The following is an 18868-nucleotide window of genomic DNA, read 5'->3' as shown; positions in this document are numbered from 1 at the left end:
GTGAACCGAACGGTGGATAAATTAACCAGCGGAAGGAGGCGCTCTAATACTGCTAGTGTCGTACGTGGAACGAAATGAAGGCTGGCCACAGTTAATGTAACCAGTTTGCTTGGTTTTATTGGGTTGTTTAGGTGCAGTAAAACCAATATAGAAGTGCTCATCGCGATCATCTGCTTCTTGGGATAATTGCAATGCTTGATATTCAAATGCGTCAGATAACAACGCACTGCGTTCGATATTGACATTGCCACTGCTCGCTGCTCGTCCCTCAACACTGAGTAACGAGAACAACAAAGGTAATAACAGGACAAGAAACTTATTCATAATCAAATGCGATTAATTAAACGCAACACCTCACAAACGGAAATATTAAGAGTTTGTATACTCAACTTAAATCTACACCGAGTGACCAAAAAGTGAAATCAAAGTTTGTAACAAGGAGCAACAAAGCGATTTATTTTCGGTACTGCTCTTTAGGCCATCGTTCACTTGGAAAGTTCTTTCGCCTGCTGCCAAAAAGTTTCTAACTCATCTAGACTTGTTTCATGAACCTCTTGTCCCTTTTGCTGGGCGATACGCTCAACTTGCCTAAAGCGTTGCTCGAATTTATTTGATGCTTTACGCAGAGCAGTTTGCGCATCCACATTGACGTGACGAGCCAAATTCACCACAGAAAAAAGCACATCGCCGATTTCATCCTCAATCGCGGCTTGCTCCGGGTTAGGAGCATCAACTTCAACCATCACCTCTTCAATTTCTTCATGCAACTTGTCCAATACTGGCTGTAGCTCTGGCCAATCGAAGCCCGATTTTGCGCACAGTTGCTGAAGCTTTTGTGCTCGGATCAGAGGCGACATCCCTTTAGGCACGTGGGCTAAAATACTATTGTCTGCGGACTTACCCGCGGCCTCACGCTCCTGCGTTTTTATCTTCTCCCATTGTCCCTTTTCAGCCGGTGCGACCTTGCCACTTTCATCCGCGAAAATATGTGGATGCCTGCGACGTAACTTAGCCGATATTCCCCGCATTACATCTTCAAAAGCAAAGGCTTTTTGCTCTTCTGCCATTTGTGCATAAAAGACGACTTGAAAGAGTAAATCTCCTAATTCATCACGAATCTCTGTCATGTCTCCTGTGTCAATAGCATCGGCAACTTCATAGGCCTCTTCGATGGTATAGGGCACTATGCTGGCAAACGTCTGCTGTTGATCCCAGTTACACCCATGCTTAGGATCACGTAAGGTGCGCATAATGGTAAGTAACTCGCTTAATGCACTTTCATTAGAGGTACAGGCGCTATCTTTCTTATCTTGAGGCATAAAACGGCTCATTAATTATCCGTACGCTGAACCATAGACACACCTTTAATGCCTTCGATTCGGCCCATCACCCGGGACAGGCTTTTTAAATCTTTCAGCTCTAAGCGCAAGGAAATACGCGCCATACCAAACTTGACGTCACTGGCGCTATTGACGCCTAACAGCCCTACCTTTTCATTGGCTAAAACCGTAGTGATGTCTCGCAATAAGCCGTCTCTGTCGCTGCAAAATACCTGCACATAAGTTTGAAATGACGCATTAATGTTACTCGCCCAATCCACATCTATTTCACGTTCTGGGTGCTGTTCAAGTAAGTGACTTAATTGGTCGCAGTCTTCTCTATGTACGCTCACCCCACGTCCTTGCGTTATGTACCCTTGAATCGATTCACCTGGCAATGGCTGGCAACAACCAGCAATTTGGGTCATCAAATTACCGACCCCTTCTACCACAACTGTGTCTTTCTTAAACTTGCTCGATTGCGGTTTTTTGGGCTTGATTCTTGGGTCAATCTCAGTGGGAGGCACATGCAGTTGTTGTAAATAGTGCACCACTTGCATCAAGCGAATATCACCTGCGCCAATGGCGGCATACAAATCATCTGCGGTGTTCATGTTATAGCGCGTGCAGGCTTGAGCGATGTCTTTGCTATCGATACCGGCTTTTTGTAATTCACGCTCAAATATCTCTTTACCCGCTGCAAGGTTCTTGTCTTTGTCTTGTTTTTTAAAATAGGTATGAATTTTCGCTCGTGCACGTGACGAGTGAACGTAGCCCAGTCCAGGATGCATCCAGTCACGACTGGGGTTAAGCTCTTTTCCGGTCAAAATGTCAACCTGATCGCCTGTCCTCAACTCATAAGTAAATGGCACAATTCGCCCACCTACTTTTGCCCCAATACATCTGTGACCCACATTACTGTGAATGTAATAAGCGAAATCTAATGGGGTTGAGCCAAGTGGTAAATCGACCACATCCCCTTTGGGCGTAAAGACATAAACGCGATCATCAAACACTTGGCTGCGCAGTTCTTCGACCAAATCCCCTGACTCAGCGACTTCTTCCTGCCACAACAGAATTTTACGCAACCAATTAATACGCTCTTCGTAGCCAGAGCGACTGCTGCTGGTGCCTTCCTTGTAACGCCAATGTGCGGCAACACCTAGTTCAGCATCTTGATGCATTTGGGCAGTGCGAATTTGAATCTCTACTGTTTTATTTTCTTTTCCCAGCGTCACCGTATGGATAGATTGATAACCATTCGGTTTGGGGGTGGCGATATAATCATCAAACTCTCGAGGAATGTGCTGCCAATTTGAATGCACTACCCCTAAAGCACCATAACAATCTTGCAAACGATCTGCGATGACCCGCACGGCGCGAATATCGAATAACTGTTCAAAACTAAGGTGCTTTTTCTGCATCTTCTTCCAGATACTATAAATATGCTTGGGTCGACCATACACCTTAGCTTTAATATTTTGTGCGTCTAGCGCAGCCTGAAGCTCTTGCACAAAATCTTCAATGTACTGTTGGCGATCTGTTCGACGTTCATCCAACAAATTGGCAATTTGCATATAGGTTTCTGGGCGTAAATAACGAAACGACAGGTCTTCCAATTCCCATTTCAACTGGCCGATCCCCAACCGGTTCGCAAGCGGCGCATAGATGTTTGAACACTCACGCGCCACTAGAACACGGGTTTCTTCATCTTGGGTTTTGACTTGCTGCAGAGCACAAATTCTCTCGGCGAGTTTAATCACCACGGCACGCACATCCTCCACCATGGCAAGTAACATACGTCGTACGTTATCTATTTGTTCTTCGTCGTTTTTTCTCGTGCTGTTTGCTCTGGTATGCAAAGATTTAATTGCATCCATGCGCCTAACGCCTGTGATGAGCTTTTGAATTCCCGGGCCAAAACGCTCTTCTATTTGCGCTTCGGTTAATTCGTGGGTTTGGCAGTAAGGATAGACAAGCGATGCTTGAAGCGTTTCATCATCCATATGTAATTCATGCAGAATTTCCACCATTTCCTGTCCTACCAACAGGATTTCCGGCGTGTCAGAGACTTCTCTAAGCTTATGCTTGCACTCGTCAGAAAGGGATAGAGAATCTAACCACTCGTCAAAAGGAGGCCGTTTGGATTCATGGACTTTGCGGATAGCAACCATAACGTATCCTTGTACTCAATAGCGTTAAAACCCACGCATTTGCCTAGGCTGAAAAATGATAATTACATACAGTAAATGCGCCAACTTTATCGAAAAGGCTTAGTTCTAAAAGATCTACAATAAACTAGTTACATTCGCTAGCGTTGTATCAATTTACAATCGAAATTTACCAATGATGAACAATAATACTAGCAAAAATATTCACTTATTAATGTAAATACTGCTGTTTTGGTGCGCCTTATTACCTAGGCGCACCAAAAAATCGCATAATCGTTACGGTGATTCTAAAATAACCGTCGCCACAGCATATTGTTGCTCATCAGAAATAGATATATGACTGGAGGTAATATTGCGCTGTTCACAAATTTGCGCAAACTTTGCGTAGAAGCGTAAAAAAGGTTGACCCGAAGGTAAGTTATGTACCTCTACGTCTTGAAAACTAATCCCGTTTCCGATCCCTATACCTAACGCTTTTACCGCAGCTTCTTTTGCAGCAAAACGCTTTGCCAGATAACGCGCAGGAAACGAGTGCTCATCAAATATCGCCAATTCGGTAGCGGTCAATATACGTTGCGCCAACCGATTCGACCGTTGTAATTGTTTTTCGATGCGCGATATTTCAATGACATCTGTACCTAATCCCATTACTGCCATTGTCACTCTCCAATTCAGCGCCCAGAACGTGCTTCTAACATTAAGCGACGCATGTCTGCTACTGCTTTGTCCAAACCGTCAAACGCAGCACGAGCAATAATGGCATGGCCAATATTAAGCTCGATAATTTGCCCAATCGCGGCAATCGGTTTGACGTTATGGTAATGCAAACCGTGCCCCGCATTAACTTTCAATCCCTTGGCGTCAGCATACTCAATGCCAGCCACAAGTTTTGCTAACTCAGCTTCCTGCTCAACCTCGTTTTTTGCTTCAGCATATTGGCCCGTGTGAATTTCAATGTAGGGGGCGTTACATGCAACAGCCGCATCAATTTGAGCGAAGTCGGCATCTATAAACAAGGAAACCAAAATACCTGCTTCAGCAAGTTGTTTACATGCTTGAGCAATTTTCTGCTGATTTGCCGCTACATCCAAGCCACCTTCAGTGGTTAACTCTTCCCGCTTTTCCGGCACTAAACAACAAAATTCCGGTTTCGTTTTTAGTGCAATGTCGAGCATTTCATCAGTCACAGCCATCTCTAAATTTAGCCGGGTGTTAATCGTTTGACGCAACAAGGCGACATCTCTATCAACAATGTGACGCCTGTCTTCACGCAAGTGCACAGTGATCCCATCTGCCCCTGCACGCTCAGCAATATCAGCGGCATGCACGGGATCAGGGTACTGAGTACCTCGGGCATTTCTTAACGTCGCGATATGGTCGATATTGACCCCTAAAAGAATGTCTCTCAAAGCTCTCTCCCTTTGGATCTAAAATGGGTTTGTTTAAATAACTCTCTGCTCATCAATGGCTTGCTGCCTAACAGTTCACCGAGCGCTTTACGGGTGATGATTTTAGCGACTTGTAGACTCTCAGCATCCCAATACTCACTAGCCACTTTTAATAAGCTACTTCCTAAGAAGCTCCCTGACAAACGAATATCTCCCTGATATATACAACCCAACTCAGCTTGTATTCGGTAATATCCCGATTCAGCAAGTGGCTGTCCGGTATCTGCGTCGTGGGTAAGATCGATGCCATAACCTAATGCATCAAGTAGGCCTAATTCAAAACTACGCAATATGGGCTCAAAATGCTTGCTGCTAACTAGGGCGTGTAAGCTTTGTTGATATAAGGCAAATATTTCAGGGTGGGGAATATCATCTGCTAACACGCGGTTCAACACTTCATTTAAATACAAAGCGCAATATAAGGCCTGCCCTGACAACCTTAACATGGCACCAGTGGATTCCACTTGCTGCAAATTTTTCAGTTCGAAACGACCAGAAACCGCTACGAGTAGTGGTTGAAAAGGTTGAAGCATACTTTTCTTGTCACTCTTAGCCCCTCGCGCGCCCTTGACTATGGCCGAAACCTTACCATTTTCCATGGTGAAAAAATTAATCAGAAAGCTCGTTTCGCGATAAGCGCGCCTGTGCAATACAAAACCGTTTAGTTGTTCAGTTGCCACAAAATGCTCTTTAATTGCAGGGAAAATAAGAGAGTGTTAAGAAACCTTGATCCTAACGACTTTCATTGCTTCAAAAGGAAATCCAGCCACCTCTTCAGTTATTGGGTAATACGTTAAATTAACCCGAGCACCTGCAAGGTTCTTATATTGCTTCTTACGGCGAAAGCGAAACGGCACCTCATAGCCTTTGATCATCAAGGTATTTACAAACCATTGATCTTCGTTGCGCTGTACATGAGATTCTACCGTCATGTCTTCAGAGTGGGTCAACTTATCATGCTTGCTCAGCAGCTTATCGATTTCCGATTTTTTTGCCATTATTGCGCCCTGTTTGCCTAAGAGCGGATATAATAGCACCACAGCGAAGACAAAACGATAACCAGCCTCTTGCGGCTCACAAAGCCTCGTACAGTGACGTCACAGCGGATTTAACCCCTCAACCAAAAACTGCAACGATGTGCGCCCGCGAAATTCATTTATATCTAGTTTGTACGCTAATTCAACATGCTTGCACTGTTCATTTGGCCACATCTGAGTATCAACATTAAATGCGATAGCATCGATTAGCTTTCCAGTCGGCATGCGCAGCATCATTTTTAGGTGTTTGTGGCCTACAATACGTTGCTCGACCAATTCAAATTGACCGTCAAAAAGAGGCTCAGGAAAACCTTGCCCCCAAGGCCCAGCATCCTTAAGTAACTGACTGAACTCTAACGTCAACGCCTGTGCGGGTAACTCGCCGTCTGAAATAAGCTCACCTGCAAGGGGTTTTCCCGCTAAATGCTCTTGTGCAAGCTGAATAAAGCGCTTTTTGAACTCTTCTAGCTTAGCCACTTCAATGCTCAAGCCTGCCGCCATCGCATGGCCGCCAAATTTGATGATAAGGCCTGGGTATCGAGTACTGAGTTCTTCCAACAAATCACGAATATGTACACCCGGTATTGAGCGAGCTGATCCTTTGATAATCTCATCGTCTTGATGGGCAAAGGCAATGGTCGGTCTAAAATACTTTTCTTTAATCCGCCCAGCTAATATACCTATCACGCCTTGATGGAAGTCAGCTTGATACAATACCAAACCATGGGGCATGTCTTGCTCTGACAACTGCAAACTATCAAGAGCAGTAACCGCCTCTTGCTGCATGGATTGCTCGATTTCGCGGCGCTCACGATTTAGGCTGTCTAATTCAACCGCGATTTGTTTGGCTTTGTAATCTGAGTCAGTTAGTAAGCACTCAATACCCATGGACATGTCGTCTAACCGACCAGCGGCGTTTAACCTTGGACCAATAACAAAGCCTAAATCAGAGGCGACCATTTTACGTTTATCGCGCCCAGCGACTTCAATTAACGCTTGAATACCTGGTCGGCATTTATCACTACGAATACGCAGTAATCCTTGATGGACTAAAATACGGTTGTTTTCATCCAGGGGCACCACGTCAGCCACGGTCCCTAAGGCGACAATATCGAGCAGGTCAGCTAAATTTGGGACCTCAATATTATTCTGGGCGAACCAATCGACACTGCGCAAATGGGCTCTGAGTGCGAGCATTAAATAAAATGCTACGCCTACCCCAGCCAAATTCTTTGACATGAATGCACAGTTTGGTTGATTCGGGTTGACGATTGCATCGGCGATGGGCAAGGTTTCTGCGGCTAGGTGGTGATCTGTGATCAGCACTGTTATCCCTAATTCTTTTGCTCGCTCAACACCAGCAAAGCAGGCAATGCCATTATCTACGGTCATAATTACCTGAGCACCTTGCTCATGAGCAACATCAACAATTTGCGGGCTAAGTCCGTAGCCAAAGTTAAAGCGATTTGGTACCAAGTAGTCATGGTTTTTACAGCCCATCATACCTAACGCGAGCATACTTAACGCCGTACTTGTGGCGCCATCGGCGTCGAAGTCTCCCACGATAATAATCCGCTTACTCTGTGCTAACGCATCGGCCAATATCCTAACGGCCTCGCCCACACCTGACATGTCTTTGTAATGCAAAAGCGCTTTAGCACTTCGCTCCAACTGTTGCTCAGATGTTATGCCGCGGGTGGCATAAATTTGCTTTAAGGTAGGATTGATTGAGTCGGGTAAATGCTCAACAGAAACGGGGGAACGGCGGCGTATTTGCACAAACTTACTCTAGATTGATTACACTAAAAACAAGGAAAAGCAGGAGTGTGACTCCTGCTTAAAATCTTATGACGCGTGTTGTATTGCCTGCAGTAACTTTTCTGGGGGTTGATAGCCAGGCACAACGCTACCATCAGGTAAAATAATATTTGGTGTACCGTTTACGCCCACGCTCTGCCCAAAATTATATTGCTCTGCCACTTGGTTTGAACAACTTGCTTTGGCTACGTTTTCACCCCCTTTTGCTTCATCTAGGGCTTTTTGCGGATTGGCAGCGCACCAAACTGACACCATGTCTTGATATGGTTTACTGTTTATACCTGCGCGAGGAAAGGCTAAGTAGCGTACTGTGATCCCCAAATCGTTATATTCTTCCATCTGGTTATGCAACTTACGGCAATACCCGCAGGTAATATCAGTAAACACATTCACCACATATTTTTCTTTGTCAGCTTTGTATTCAATCACTGAGTCTTTGAAATGCTCAATGCCATCAATACGCATTTTGGTTAATGTTGTTTCAGTTTCATTGCGCATTCCTTCATCTAAATTGAAGATACGGGCTTGCAAAAAGTATTTGCCGTCATCGCTGGTATAAAACAGCCCCTTGTCGGTTTGTACTTGCAGTAGTCCAGGGACAGGCGCATCACCAATTGACGTGACTTGCATCCCTAACGACATTTGAATTTTTTGTTTAACACTATCAAGGTTTTGATTGTTGTCTGCTGCCATGCTCATGCCAGAGCTAACTGATAAGAAGGTAAACGCAGCCAGTAATAACACACGATATTTCATATAAATTCCAATTTGAACGGATAAAGATAAGACCCTAACTGGGAAAAATAATTTCATTTTTGTGGCCCAATGTTAACTGCTAATGGTAGCGATACCAAGAGCACGACACAATTACTCACACTATTGACTGCCGATCTGGCCGCGGCTTATGACCCTCTAGGATGATGGTTTGCTACCAACTCTTGCAAGCGAGCAGTGGCAACATGGGTGTATATTTGCGTAGTGGACAAATCACTGTGCCCTAACAACATTTGCACAACACGCAAATCAGCACCGTGATTCAACAAATGCGTTGCAAACGCATGACGCAAAGTATGAGGAGACAGGTCACTGGTGATGTTAGCTTGTGCGGCGTGAAATTTTATTCGGTGCCAGAACGTTTGCCGCGTCATAATCGTACCGCGATTGCTAGGAAACAATACGTCACTTTCGTTTCTCAGCAATGCTCCTCTTGCCTCTTTTAGGTACTTGGTTAACCAATCTAATGCTTCTTCACCTAGGGGAACCAAACGTTCCTTATTCCCTTTGCCGGTCACTCTGACCACACCTTGTGAAATACTCAATTGTCCGACGCGTAATGTTACTAACTCTGTGACCCTCAATCCCGTGGCATACAAGACTTCCAGCATTGCCTTATCACGCAAATGAATCGGGTCACCCGTTTGTGGAGCGTTGAGTAAGTCATCGACTTGTTGCTCAGAAAGCGTTTTAGGTAAGGGCTTGCTGAGCTTCGGATTTTGCATTCGGCTTACAGGGTCATCTTCACGCAGGCCGTGAGCTAGCATGTAACCAGAAAAGCGCCGCAAACTGCTTAAACATCGCGCGCTGCTACGCTCAGTTAACCCGCTGTCATAACGATGAGCCAAATACTGATTAATATCTTCAGTTTGAATATCAAGCAAGTGAGTGCGAGACAGATGCTTGTTCAGATAATCACTGAATTTAGTCAAGTCGCTACGATAGGCTTCAAGGGTGTTTTCGCTTAACCCTTTTTCTAACCATATCGTATCTAAAAATTGTTCTATTACAACGCGATCTTCAGGCTTACTGGTCAATGTGCGTTTCCTGCCCACATTGCCAACACACCTCAAAATTACCACCATTGGTTTCACCGCAGGCGGAGCATTCCCACTCAACCGACGTCTGAGTTTCCATTTGGTCGATGAGTAGTTCGGCCCGTTGCTGCCAACTGCCATCGTTTAACCACACTTCTGGTTGGCAATCTAAAGGAGACAACTCGCCCATAGCGCCGCTGGCAAATTCATTTTTGATAAAGCATGGAATGTTATGCTCATCAAGGAGTTGCTTAACCTGCCACACCATAAAGCGGTCGTTATTGGTATAAAGTTTCATCATGTCTCATAAACTGGGTAAGTAAAGTCAGTCATATTAATCCATGTCAATGGATACATTGGATAAGGAGCCTAAAGCGTTGCCTTGATCTGAGTCTAGCTTAATCATCAGGCGCAAATCATTTGGTGAGTCCGCATGATGTATCGCTTGTTCTAAACTGATTTTTTGTTCTTGATACAAGGTATATAACGCCATATCAAAACTCTGCATTCCCAGTTCTTTACCTTTACGCATAGCATCTTTCAAGCTGCCTATTTCATTACGCTGAATCAAATCAGTTACCAATGGAGAATTTAACAGAATTTCAATAGCTGCGACCCGTCCCTTGCCATCAACGGTCGGCACTAACTGCTGTGCGATCACGGCGCGCATGTTTAAACTTAAATCAAATCGCAGTTTTTCGTGCTGCTCTGGCGGGGCGAGATGCATAATACGCTCAATCGCCTGATTGGCATTATTAGCATGCAGTGTCGCTACGCACAAATGGCCGGTATCCGCAAACGACATGGCATACTCCATGGTTTCCATAGAACGAATTTCACCAATCAAAATCACATCTGGCGCTTGGCGCAGTGAGCTTTTTAACGCATCGTCAAACGATTGAGTATCAATACCCACTTCTCGCTGAGTCACCACACTGCTTTGGTGCTCATGCACGAATTCAATCGGATCCTCTATCGTGAGAATATGCCCCTTGGAGTGTTTATTACGATGACCGATAAGCGCTGCCAGCGAAGTCGATTTACCGGTCCCCGTTGCACCAACAAACAACACTAAACCACGTTTGCTCATGATGATGTCTTTGAGCACGGGTGGTAAGCCTAGGTCATCTGCTTTGGGTATTTCAGTGACAATGCGCCTCACCACCATGCCCGGCATATCTCGCTGCCAAAAAGCACTGCAACGAAATCGCCCTATTCCCTCACGGGCAATAGCAAAATTACATTCTTTTGTTTGCACGAATTGCTCTTTCTGCGCGTCTGTCATGGCGTCTTGCACTAACCCCCACGCACTCTCTTCGTCTAATTTTCTGCCTCCAACAGGGGTAAGTTGACCGTTAATTTTCGCACTAATGGGCATGCCTACGGTGATAAACAAATCAGAGGCATCTAAATCTGTCATTTCTTGTAAGTAAGGGGTTAGATCCATAATGGTCTCGACTTAATGGTTTATCCAATTGGGCTAAAAATTCACACCAGGTTTTTTATCAATAGATAACGACGATGCATCTTCATTGGTAATCAGTCCCTGAGCGACCATTTTCTGCAAACACTGATCCATAGTTTGCATACCGTGGGCTTGGCTAGTTTGCATGACAGAGTACATTTGAGGCACTTTGTCTTCACGAATAAGATTTCGAATCGCCGGGATACCAAGCATAATTTCGTGCGCCGCCACACGTCCACCACCAACTTTTTTAAGCAATGTTTGTGAAATCACCGCCCGTAAAGACTCAGATAACATGGAGCGCACCATGGATTTCTCTTCTGCAGGGAATACATCAATTAATCGGTCAATGGTCTTAGGCGCAGAATTGGTATGCAAAGTGCCAAAAACGAGATGCCCCGTTTCGGCCGCGGATATGGCTAAGCGGATTGTTTCTAGGTCCCGTAACTCCCCCACTAAAATAACGTCGGGATCTTCACGTAAAGCTGAGCGTAACGCATTGCTAAAACTGTGAGTATCACGGTGTACCTCACGTTGATTCATGACACACAGTTTGTTTTCGTGCACAAATTCGATCGGATCCTCAATGGTCAATATATGCTCGCGCTTATGACGATTAATATGATCAACCATGGCAGCTAGTGTGGTGCTTTTACCTGACCCCGTCGCCCCTGTAACCAATACAATTCCCGTAGGCTGATTGATAATATCCTTGAAAATCTGCGGTGCGCCTAAATCATCCAAACTAAGTATTTTACTGGGAATGGTTCTTAGCACTGCTGCAGCACCGCGATTTTGTACAAAGGCATTTACCCGAAAACGAGATAAGTCTTTTACTTCAAATGAAAAGTCAGTCTCGAGGTTTTCCTCGTATTCTTTGCGCTGATTATCATTCATAATTTCGTATATCAGTCCATGCACTTGCTTGTGATCTAAGGCAGGAACATTCAACCGGCGCATTTCACCATCGACCCGAATAATCGGCGGCAGCCCAGCTGATAGGTGTAAATCAGATGCGTTATTTTTGACACTAAAGGCTAAAAGTTCGGTAATATCCAAAGCCTATTCTCCGTTAACAAGTTGCAATATGGGAACAATAGCAGAACGACTTAAAATCGCACTGAAAACAATCACAAAGAGTGTTTGTGAAGCTAATCGTCCAGCAAATTCAGTCAAATTACTAGCAGTAACCAAAACCAAACCCGTATCAGATATCGTGCAAGCGTATGAAGCTGGACACCGTTTATTCGGTGAAAATTATGTCCAAGAAGGTGTAGACAAAATTCAGCAACTTCGCGAATTCGATGATATTCAATGGCATTTTATCGGCCCTTTGCAATCAAACAAGACCCGGCTTGTGGCGGAAAACTTTGATTGGGTTCACAGTATAGACCGTCTCAAAATAGCGCAGCGCTTGAACGACCAACGCAGTGCTCACAAAAAGCTAAACGTATGTATTCAAGTTAATATCGACAATGAAGCCAGTAAAGCTGGTGTGCCCCCAGAAGAGGTAAATCTACTGGCTGAGCAAATAAGTAACATGCCGAATTTGACCTTACGTGGATTGATGACCATCCCGAGAGTGCAACAAAATGCAGAAATGCAGCGTGATAGTTTATCCGCTATGAACGCACTATTTGTGCAACTACAGACAAAATACCCGCAAATTGATACTCTAAGTATGGGAATGTCAAACGATATGCAATTGGCTATCGAGTGCGGATCAACCATGGTTAGGATCGGCAGCGCAATTTTCGGTTCCCGTCAGTAAAATCGAGCTTAATTTTATACAATCAATATCGATTTTCATTCTTTGAAAACCACAACATAGGATAATTATGCAACATAGACATATCGCCTTTATCGGCGCAGGAAACATGAGCAGAAGCATCATCAGTGGCATGTGTAACAGTGGCTACCCAGCCGATAAGATCATCGCCAGCAATCCATCTATGCCTAAGTTAACAGCCCTTGAAAGTGATTTTTCTATTCAGATTACTCAGCAAAATAAACACGCTGTAGAAAGCGCCGAAGTGATTGTACTGGCCGTTAAACCTCAACTAATGGAAGAGATGTGTGCCAATTTAAAAGACACAGTCTCTTTAGACGGCAAGTTATTTATCTCCATCGCAGCAGGCATTGAAACTTCTCGCTTAGGCGAAATGCTAGGCGGCCAAACAAACATAGTGCGTACTATGCCCAACACCCCTAGCTCTCTTGGAAAAGGCATGACAGGCCTCTATGCTACTGAACATGTTAGCCAACAAGATAGAGACTATGCAGGTGATTTGATGGCTCAAGTAGGCGAAATTGCCTGGGTTGACAAAGAATCACTGATCAACGGCGTTATTGCCGCCGCAGGGAGCAGCCCAGCCTATTTTTATACCTTTTTAGAAGCGATGCAAAAAGAAGCTGAAAGCCAAGGATTTGATCACCAAACCGCCCGCTTACTTGTTCAGCAGGCTATGCTAGGTGCAGCAGAAATGGTTTGTCACAATCCGCAACTTGAAATAAGCGAATTGCGTGCCCAAGTTACTTCAAAAGGTGGCACCACCGCGAAAGCCGTGGAGCATTTTCAAGAGCAAGGTATCGATACATTGGTATCTGGTGCTATGCAAGCGGCCGTTACCCGAGCCGAAGAAATGGCCAAATTGTTTTAATTAGTTTTTAGGAAGACTTATATCTATGAGCGCGATGCAGTTTTTAGTCAGTACCCTGTTCGAATTGTACTTAATGGTAGTGCTGCTGCGCTTTTGGTTACAATTAGCCAGAGCGGATTTCTATAACCCTTTTAGTCAGTTTGTGGTCAAAGCCACTCACCCCATAGTCGGGCCGCTGCGCAGGATACTTCCTTCCATCGGTAGAATAGACACCGCAACCTTAGTGTTAGCGCTATTAGTGGCGGGTTTAAAAATAGTCGCATTAAACCTACTGATAGGTAACACCAACATTAATCCTTTAGGGCTAGTAATTGGGTCATTTTATTTAGTAGTTAAAGAAGCGCTTTCGCTGATGATGTGGGTGTTGATTATTCGCGCCATCATGAGCTGGGTCAGCCAAGGTTACAACCCTATGGATATGGTGTTAGGTCAATTAACAGAGCCACTACTCGCCCCTATTAGAAGACGTCTTCCTAGCCTAGGCGGTTTAGATTTATCCGTTATGGTGGTTATTTTAGTGATTATATTTTTACAAAAACTACTGGGTGATATCTTTGGTTATTTCTAAACGCTCGCTATTGGCTGGCGGCTTGATGTTGCTTGCCAATCTACTTTTCTCGGTAATAGCGTTAGCTGAGCAAAAAGAAACATTGGGTAACTGGGATGTGCACTATATCGCCTTGAACAGCACTTTTATTACTCCTGATATTGCTAAACATTACTCGATAGTGCGCAGTAAATATAATGGCATAATTAACATTTCGGTACTGAACAAAGCGGATCAAAAAGCCCAGTCCGCTGTATTAACCGGTACTGCTCGCAATTTACTCGGCGTCAGCAAAAACCTAACGTTCAAAGAAGTCAGTGAAGGGGATGCCATTTATTACATAGCGGCATTGCCTTTTAGTGATCAGGAAACCTTTCGCATTACAGTCAACATAAATGACGGAACTGACCAGCAAGTCCTTAAGTTTCAACATAAATTTTACGCTGAATAGGAAAAATTTAGACCAAAGTTATGCCTAGATAACATTGCGTCATTTGTCGTTCTCACTTACTGTTTAATCTCCAATCGGAGGCTAACATGCATAAGCAGTGTAAAATGGAATCACCAGTAGATATTTTACCGGTAGATAAATCAAAACGGAGCACACTAACAACCATTGCTAAAGGTGTAGCGCTAGGCACCTCTGTCTTGCATGCACCCTACGTTTTTGCTCGAAATAAGTTGACGTTACGTGTTTTAGGCACACACGTTACGTTACAAGAGCCATTGCGCCAACGCGCCATGAGCGATCTTGGTATCGATATTAAATTCGAGCCTAAAGGCAGTCCTGGAGTGCTGCAGCGTGGGCTTTTAGCGCCTGAAAGCTTTGATATTTATGAGCAGTGGTCGAATAGTATTCGCCCGCTTTGGCGAAACGGCTCTATCCAACCTATTGAAACAAAACGTATTGCGCACTGGGACGAAATTAATTCCTTGTGTAAAACCGGCAAGGTCACGCCAGCAGCAAAATATGGAGCGGGCGATGCCCCTTTTAAAATTGTAAATATTCAAAAAGATGGCACCCTTGGCAGTGAGCAAACCGGTCGAGTTAGCTTTCTTCCCTATGTTCACAATGTGGACTCCTTCGGTTACAACACCAATGAAATAGTCAAAGGAATTGCCTACAAGACTGAGAGCTGGGGTTGGTTGCTAGACAGTAAATACAGAGGAAAAGTGGGTATTATCAACGATCCAACCATTGGGTTATTTGATCTCGCCCTTGCTGCAGACGCTAGTGGCATGCTCAAGTTTGCCGATATAGGTAATATTACAACCGATGAGCTCGATCGTTTGTTTGATTTGCTAATCGATTTAAAACACCAACAACATTTTGGTGGCTTTTGGAATTCAGTACCCGAATCAGTTGAGTTTATGCGCACTGGTCGCGTGAATATCGAAAGCATGTTTTCCCCAGCGGTATCATCTCTTAATGGTCAAAACGTTCCCGTTACGTTTGCAGCACCAAAAGAAGGATACCGAGGCTGGCATGGGGTGATGTGTTTGTCGTCACGCTCCCAAGGTCGAAGGAAAGACATGGCTTATGAATATATGAATTGGTGGCTGTCTGGGTGGCCTGGCGCTTTCATTGCTCGTCAGGGTTATTATATATCTAATCCACAGCGCTCGTCAGGTTATCTTGAGCAAAGTGAGTGGGACTATTGGTATAATGGTAAGCCAGCGGGCCAACCACTGAAAGGACCTGATGGCAATGTATCAGTCCGACGAGGTCAGGTGCGCTCGGGGGGAAGCTACACGGATCGTTTTAGTAATGTTGCCGTGTGGAATACCGCGATGCCAACCTATGACTATACCTTGCAAAAATGGTATGAATTTATAAGTTCATAATTATGGCAGAGAAGTTTACACGTGTTTAAAACCCTTAAAGCCCAAATACTGCTTGTTTCTGTCATCTTGATTCTACTGCTTGTTTTACAAGTATTTGTTACGCGCAGCAATCAAGGTACTTTCGTCAATAGTTTAGATTTGACGCATCAAGCCGTCATTAAGGTCAGTCTGGTACGCGAATTGGAGCGTGACGTATTAGATTTACAGCGCAACGTGTTAATTTACAAAGATTCCGCAAGCAAGTCGGCTATTACTCGCTTTAATTCTCTCATTCAAAGCTCGATAGAAAACTTGGCCAAACTCGAAGCCCTGACGAGCAATGAAGAACAGGTCGATGTGTATCACGGTTTTATTGCGAGAATGCGCAGCCACATTGCAGAATACAAAGACAATTTCTCTAACGTTATAGCAGGACGAAGTAAACGCGATACCTTGTTCAATAAACATTTATCAATAGATATCAATGATGTTTTAAGCCAACTATCCCACCATGACGGCTCTACAACAGTGCAGGTTGAAGGAGCTAAGTATCACATTACCCAAGCTGAAAATGTAACTTACCAATACTTATTAAACCCAGATTATCAATTGGTTGAAATTTTCCGTACAGAGTTAGATAAAGCAAAAGCTCTGCTCTCGCAAGACCGTACATCAGTGCAAGATTATACCTCGCACATGGACAAACTAGACAAAATCGATGGAGAATTTCTGCAGTTAACCAATGTCACCAGTGGCTATTTGTTTTTGGTTAACGTCGTAATGGCAGGCTCTGCTAATGAATTCTTATTTATGGCGCGAGAGCTTAATCGCCTTGTAACATCAAAGCTTGGGGATACCAATGAACAAGTAAAAAACAATATAGAGAACAATCAAATCAGCAGTGATTTATTCTCAATTATTGGTATTTTGCTAGCTTGCATCACGGCGTACTTCTTAGCATCTCGCATCATGCTACCGATCAATACCATTACGGAAGTGTTCAAAAAGCTTGCCAAGGGTGAGGACGTAGACGCTATTCCGGGTATTACTCAGCAAAATGAAATCGGCCAACTCGCTAATGCTGCTGACGTGTTCCATGAAAAAAATAAGCAAACGACGGCATTGTTATTAGAAGCTCAGCGGCTTAATAGTGAACAAGAAACCTTGAATGCTGAACTAGTGGAAGCAAAACACAAAGCTGAACAAGCGACCGTCTCCAAAAGCATGTTTTTGGCCAACATGAGTCATGAAATACGCACCCCAATGAATGGCATTATTGGTTTATTAGACGTAGTCATGAAAAGCGAGTTAACGTCAACGCAACGTCAGCATCTCAACAAAGTGGTTTACTCAAGCCAAATTTTAATGAGCTTAATCAATGATATTTTAGATTTCTCAAAAGTAGAAGCAGGCAAGCTAGACATCGAGCAAGTCGAATTTTCGCTTAATTCGGTATTTGCCAATCTACTCACTAATATTTCAGCCAGAGCCCAAGAAAAGAACTTAAACGTGCGCTTTATTTGTGACCCGAATATCCCTCCTACTCTAATAGGCGACCCTTTACGGATTAGTCAGGTCTTACTTAATTTATCAAGTAATGCTGTTAAGTTTACACGCAATGGCTCAGTAACAATTTCTGTGACTTACGACATCATCCCTAACAGCAACAAATTGTTGTTAAGGGCGCGAGTGCGAGACACAGGCATAGGCATGTCTAAAGAGCAATTAGATAAAGTGTTCGAATCATTCACCCAAGCCGATGGTTCCACTAGTCGAGATTTTGGTGGAACGGGTCTAGGGCTGACAATAGTGAAGCAGTTAGTCAAGCTAATGGGCGGTAAAGTCACCGCTGAGTCAAAAGTGAACGTAGGGAGTACCTTTGAAGTATCGTTCACCGTGATTTCACAGTCTAACGAGCAGCATATCTTTTACATAGAGCCTCAATTGAAGCGTAAACTCTATTATTTTAGTAAAACACCAAAAGGCTTTATTGAACAACAATACTTTGCCAATGTGGCGATGGGGTTTCATCACTTTCCTCATATGCAATTGGAATCAATGCTCGATGAAATTACTGACCGCGATATCGTTATTATCGATATTGCCGATTTAGATGAGCACAAAGCCATAGGAACATCCCTACAGCGTTTGAAAAGTGACAATAGAAACGTAGGCTTTATCACTGACACCCAGCCTAGCAACTTACCGCAAAAACTGATCAACATGTGGAGTTTTGCTTGTTTGACACATCCTTTCACTCCGGGTCAGCTCACATCGCATATTTATGCATTATTAAATGATGACAAGTTTGTTTCTGATATACCCAGCCCGCAATTTAAAGAACAGCTTGAATATGACGGACATGTTCTTTTGGTTGAAGACAACAGTATTAATCAGGTCGTAACAGGGGAAATGCTGCGCGTATTAGGGATTACCTTCGATATTGCCGAAAATGGCCAGCAAGCGGTAACAAAAGTAATCAATTCTGCGCATTATGACCTAGTGCTAATGGATATACAGATGCCGGTTATGGATGGCTATGAGGCCACCAAAGAAATTCGCCAGCAAGGGTTACTTGATTTAATCATTTGCGGTCTATCTGCAAATGCGATGAAAGAAGACTTTATTCAAGCTAAAGACGTTGGGATGAATGAGTATTTAACTAAACCCCTAAAGCTTGTTTCTCTCGAAGAAATGTTCAGTAAATACCTTCCGGCCAAAAAAGTAACAAGAGCAAACGCTGACAATCCTTAACTGTGTTTGCTCTA

19 protein-coding genes are annotated in these 18868 nt (G+C 44.0%); 6 read left to right on the top strand and 13 right to left on the bottom strand.

Translation table 11 applies throughout. The features are described from left to right. Nucleotides 1-21 precede the first annotated feature (21 nt). The 13 genes from FX988_RS15890 to FX988_RS15830 form a co-directional block, all read right to left on the bottom strand. A complete protein-coding gene (locus tag FX988_RS15890; protein WP_160181096.1) occupies nucleotides 22-324 on the bottom strand; it encodes a hypothetical protein in 303 nt (100 codons plus the stop codon). Nucleotides 325-485: 161 nt separating this feature from the next. After that, nucleotides 486-1331: a nucleoside triphosphate pyrophosphohydrolase gene (gene mazG / locus FX988_RS15885; protein WP_160181095.1), complete on the bottom strand. Its 846-nt coding sequence runs from the start codon at nucleotides 1329-1331 to the stop codon at nucleotides 486-488. Next, nucleotides 1331-3493, bottom strand: coding sequence for a GTP diphosphokinase (gene relA, locus FX988_RS15880; protein WP_160181094.1), 2163 nt, complete (start codon nucleotides 3491-3493; stop codon nucleotides 1331-1333). Before relA ends, mazG begins: the two co-directional genes overlap by 1 nt. Before the next feature lie 273 nt (nucleotides 3494-3766). Next, entirely contained in the window at nucleotides 3767-4147 is a 381-nt protein-coding gene (gene acpS, locus FX988_RS15875; protein ID WP_007984978.1) for a holo-ACP synthase, read from the bottom strand. A 14-nt stretch (nucleotides 4148-4161) separates the two neighbouring features. Next, the gene (gene pdxJ, locus FX988_RS15870) at nucleotides 4162-4899 is read right to left on the bottom strand and encodes a pyridoxine 5'-phosphate synthase (protein WP_160181093.1); all 738 of its coding nucleotides are present in this window, start codon (nucleotides 4897-4899) and stop codon (nucleotides 4162-4164) included. Beyond that, nucleotides 4896-5618 (bottom strand): DNA repair protein RecO, encoded by a 723-nt coding sequence (gene recO / locus FX988_RS15865; protein ID WP_160181092.1) that lies wholly within the window; start codon nucleotides 5616-5618, stop codon nucleotides 4896-4898. Before recO ends, pdxJ begins: the two co-directional genes overlap by 4 nt. A gap of 36 nt (nucleotides 5619-5654) precedes the next feature. Then, nucleotides 5655-5936: a hypothetical protein gene (locus tag FX988_RS15860; protein WP_007984985.1), complete on the bottom strand. Its 282-nt coding sequence runs from the start codon at nucleotides 5934-5936 to the stop codon at nucleotides 5655-5657. Nucleotides 5937-6035: 99 nt separating this feature from the next. Further along, nucleotides 6036-7754 (bottom strand): single-stranded-DNA-specific exonuclease RecJ, encoded by a 1719-nt coding sequence (gene recJ, locus FX988_RS15855; protein WP_160181091.1) that lies wholly within the window; start codon nucleotides 7752-7754, stop codon nucleotides 6036-6038. A 66-nt stretch (nucleotides 7755-7820) separates the two neighbouring features. Beyond that, nucleotides 7821-8549, bottom strand: a complete 729-nt coding sequence (gene dsbC, locus FX988_RS15850) for a bifunctional protein-disulfide isomerase/oxidoreductase DsbC (RefSeq protein ID WP_160181090.1) — start codon at nucleotides 8547-8549, stop codon at nucleotides 7821-7823. 146 nt (nucleotides 8550-8695) lie between these two features. After that, nucleotides 8696-9652 carry a site-specific tyrosine recombinase XerD gene (gene xerD, locus FX988_RS15845; protein WP_412761901.1) on the bottom strand — a complete coding sequence of 319 codons (957 nt, stop codon included), beginning with the start codon at nucleotides 9650-9652 and terminating at the stop codon, nucleotides 8696-8698. Further along, the gene (locus tag FX988_RS15840) at nucleotides 9594-9902 is read right to left on the bottom strand and encodes a DUF2007 domain-containing protein (RefSeq protein ID WP_160181088.1); all 309 of its coding nucleotides are present in this window, start codon (nucleotides 9900-9902) and stop codon (nucleotides 9594-9596) included. The genes xerD and FX988_RS15840 overlap by 59 nt, the downstream gene beginning before the upstream one ends. A 36-nt stretch (nucleotides 9903-9938) precedes the next feature. Beyond that, the gene (locus FX988_RS15835) at nucleotides 9939-11051 is read right to left on the bottom strand and encodes a PilT/PilU family type 4a pilus ATPase (protein WP_160181087.1); all 1113 of its coding nucleotides are present in this window, start codon (nucleotides 11049-11051) and stop codon (nucleotides 9939-9941) included. 33 nt (nucleotides 11052-11084) lie between these two features. Then, nucleotides 11085-12128, bottom strand: a complete 1044-nt coding sequence (locus FX988_RS15830; protein WP_160181086.1) for a type IV pilus twitching motility protein PilT — start codon at nucleotides 12126-12128, stop codon at nucleotides 11085-11087. Between the two features lie 28 nt (nucleotides 12129-12156). On the opposite strand from FX988_RS15830, the gene FX988_RS15825 reads away from it, so the two are divergent. The 6 genes from FX988_RS15825 to FX988_RS15800 all read left to right on the top strand — a co-directional run bounded on the left by FX988_RS15825 (nucleotide 12157) and on the right by FX988_RS15800 (nucleotide 18854). Beyond that, nucleotides 12157-12840 carry a YggS family pyridoxal phosphate-dependent enzyme gene (locus FX988_RS15825; RefSeq protein WP_160181085.1) on the top strand — a complete coding sequence of 228 codons (684 nt, stop codon included), beginning with the start codon at nucleotides 12157-12159 and terminating at the stop codon, nucleotides 12838-12840. A gap of 67 nt (nucleotides 12841-12907) precedes the next feature. Beyond that, nucleotides 12908-13729, top strand: a complete 822-nt coding sequence (gene proC / locus FX988_RS15820; RefSeq protein WP_160181084.1) for a pyrroline-5-carboxylate reductase — start codon at nucleotides 12908-12910, stop codon at nucleotides 13727-13729. Between the two features lie 25 nt (nucleotides 13730-13754). Continuing rightward, entirely contained in the window at nucleotides 13755-14297 is a 543-nt protein-coding gene (locus FX988_RS15815) for a YggT family protein (RefSeq protein WP_160181083.1), read from the top strand. Next, the gene (locus FX988_RS15810; protein ID WP_160182209.1) at nucleotides 14278-14727 is read left to right on the top strand and encodes a DUF4426 domain-containing protein; all 450 of its coding nucleotides are present in this window, start codon (nucleotides 14278-14280) and stop codon (nucleotides 14725-14727) included. The genes FX988_RS15815 and FX988_RS15810 overlap by 20 nt, the downstream gene beginning before the upstream one ends. Nucleotides 14728-14813: 86 nt before the next feature. Next, a complete protein-coding gene (locus FX988_RS15805; RefSeq protein WP_160181082.1) occupies nucleotides 14814-16121 on the top strand; it encodes an ABC transporter substrate-binding protein in 1308 nt (435 codons plus the stop codon). 21 nt (nucleotides 16122-16142) lie between these two features. After that, a complete protein-coding gene (locus FX988_RS15800) occupies nucleotides 16143-18854 on the top strand; it encodes an ATP-binding protein (protein ID WP_160181081.1) in 2712 nt (903 codons plus the stop codon). The last annotated feature ends 14 nt before the right edge of the window (nucleotides 18855-18868 follow it).

It is taken from the genome of Paraglaciecola mesophila, from assembly GCF_009906955.1.
GTDB classification, from domain to species: domain Bacteria; phylum Pseudomonadota; class Gammaproteobacteria; order Enterobacterales; family Alteromonadaceae; genus Paraglaciecola; species Paraglaciecola mesophila_A.
Note: the sequence above shows the minus strand (reverse complement) of the source record. Positions and strands in the feature narration are given on the sequence as shown.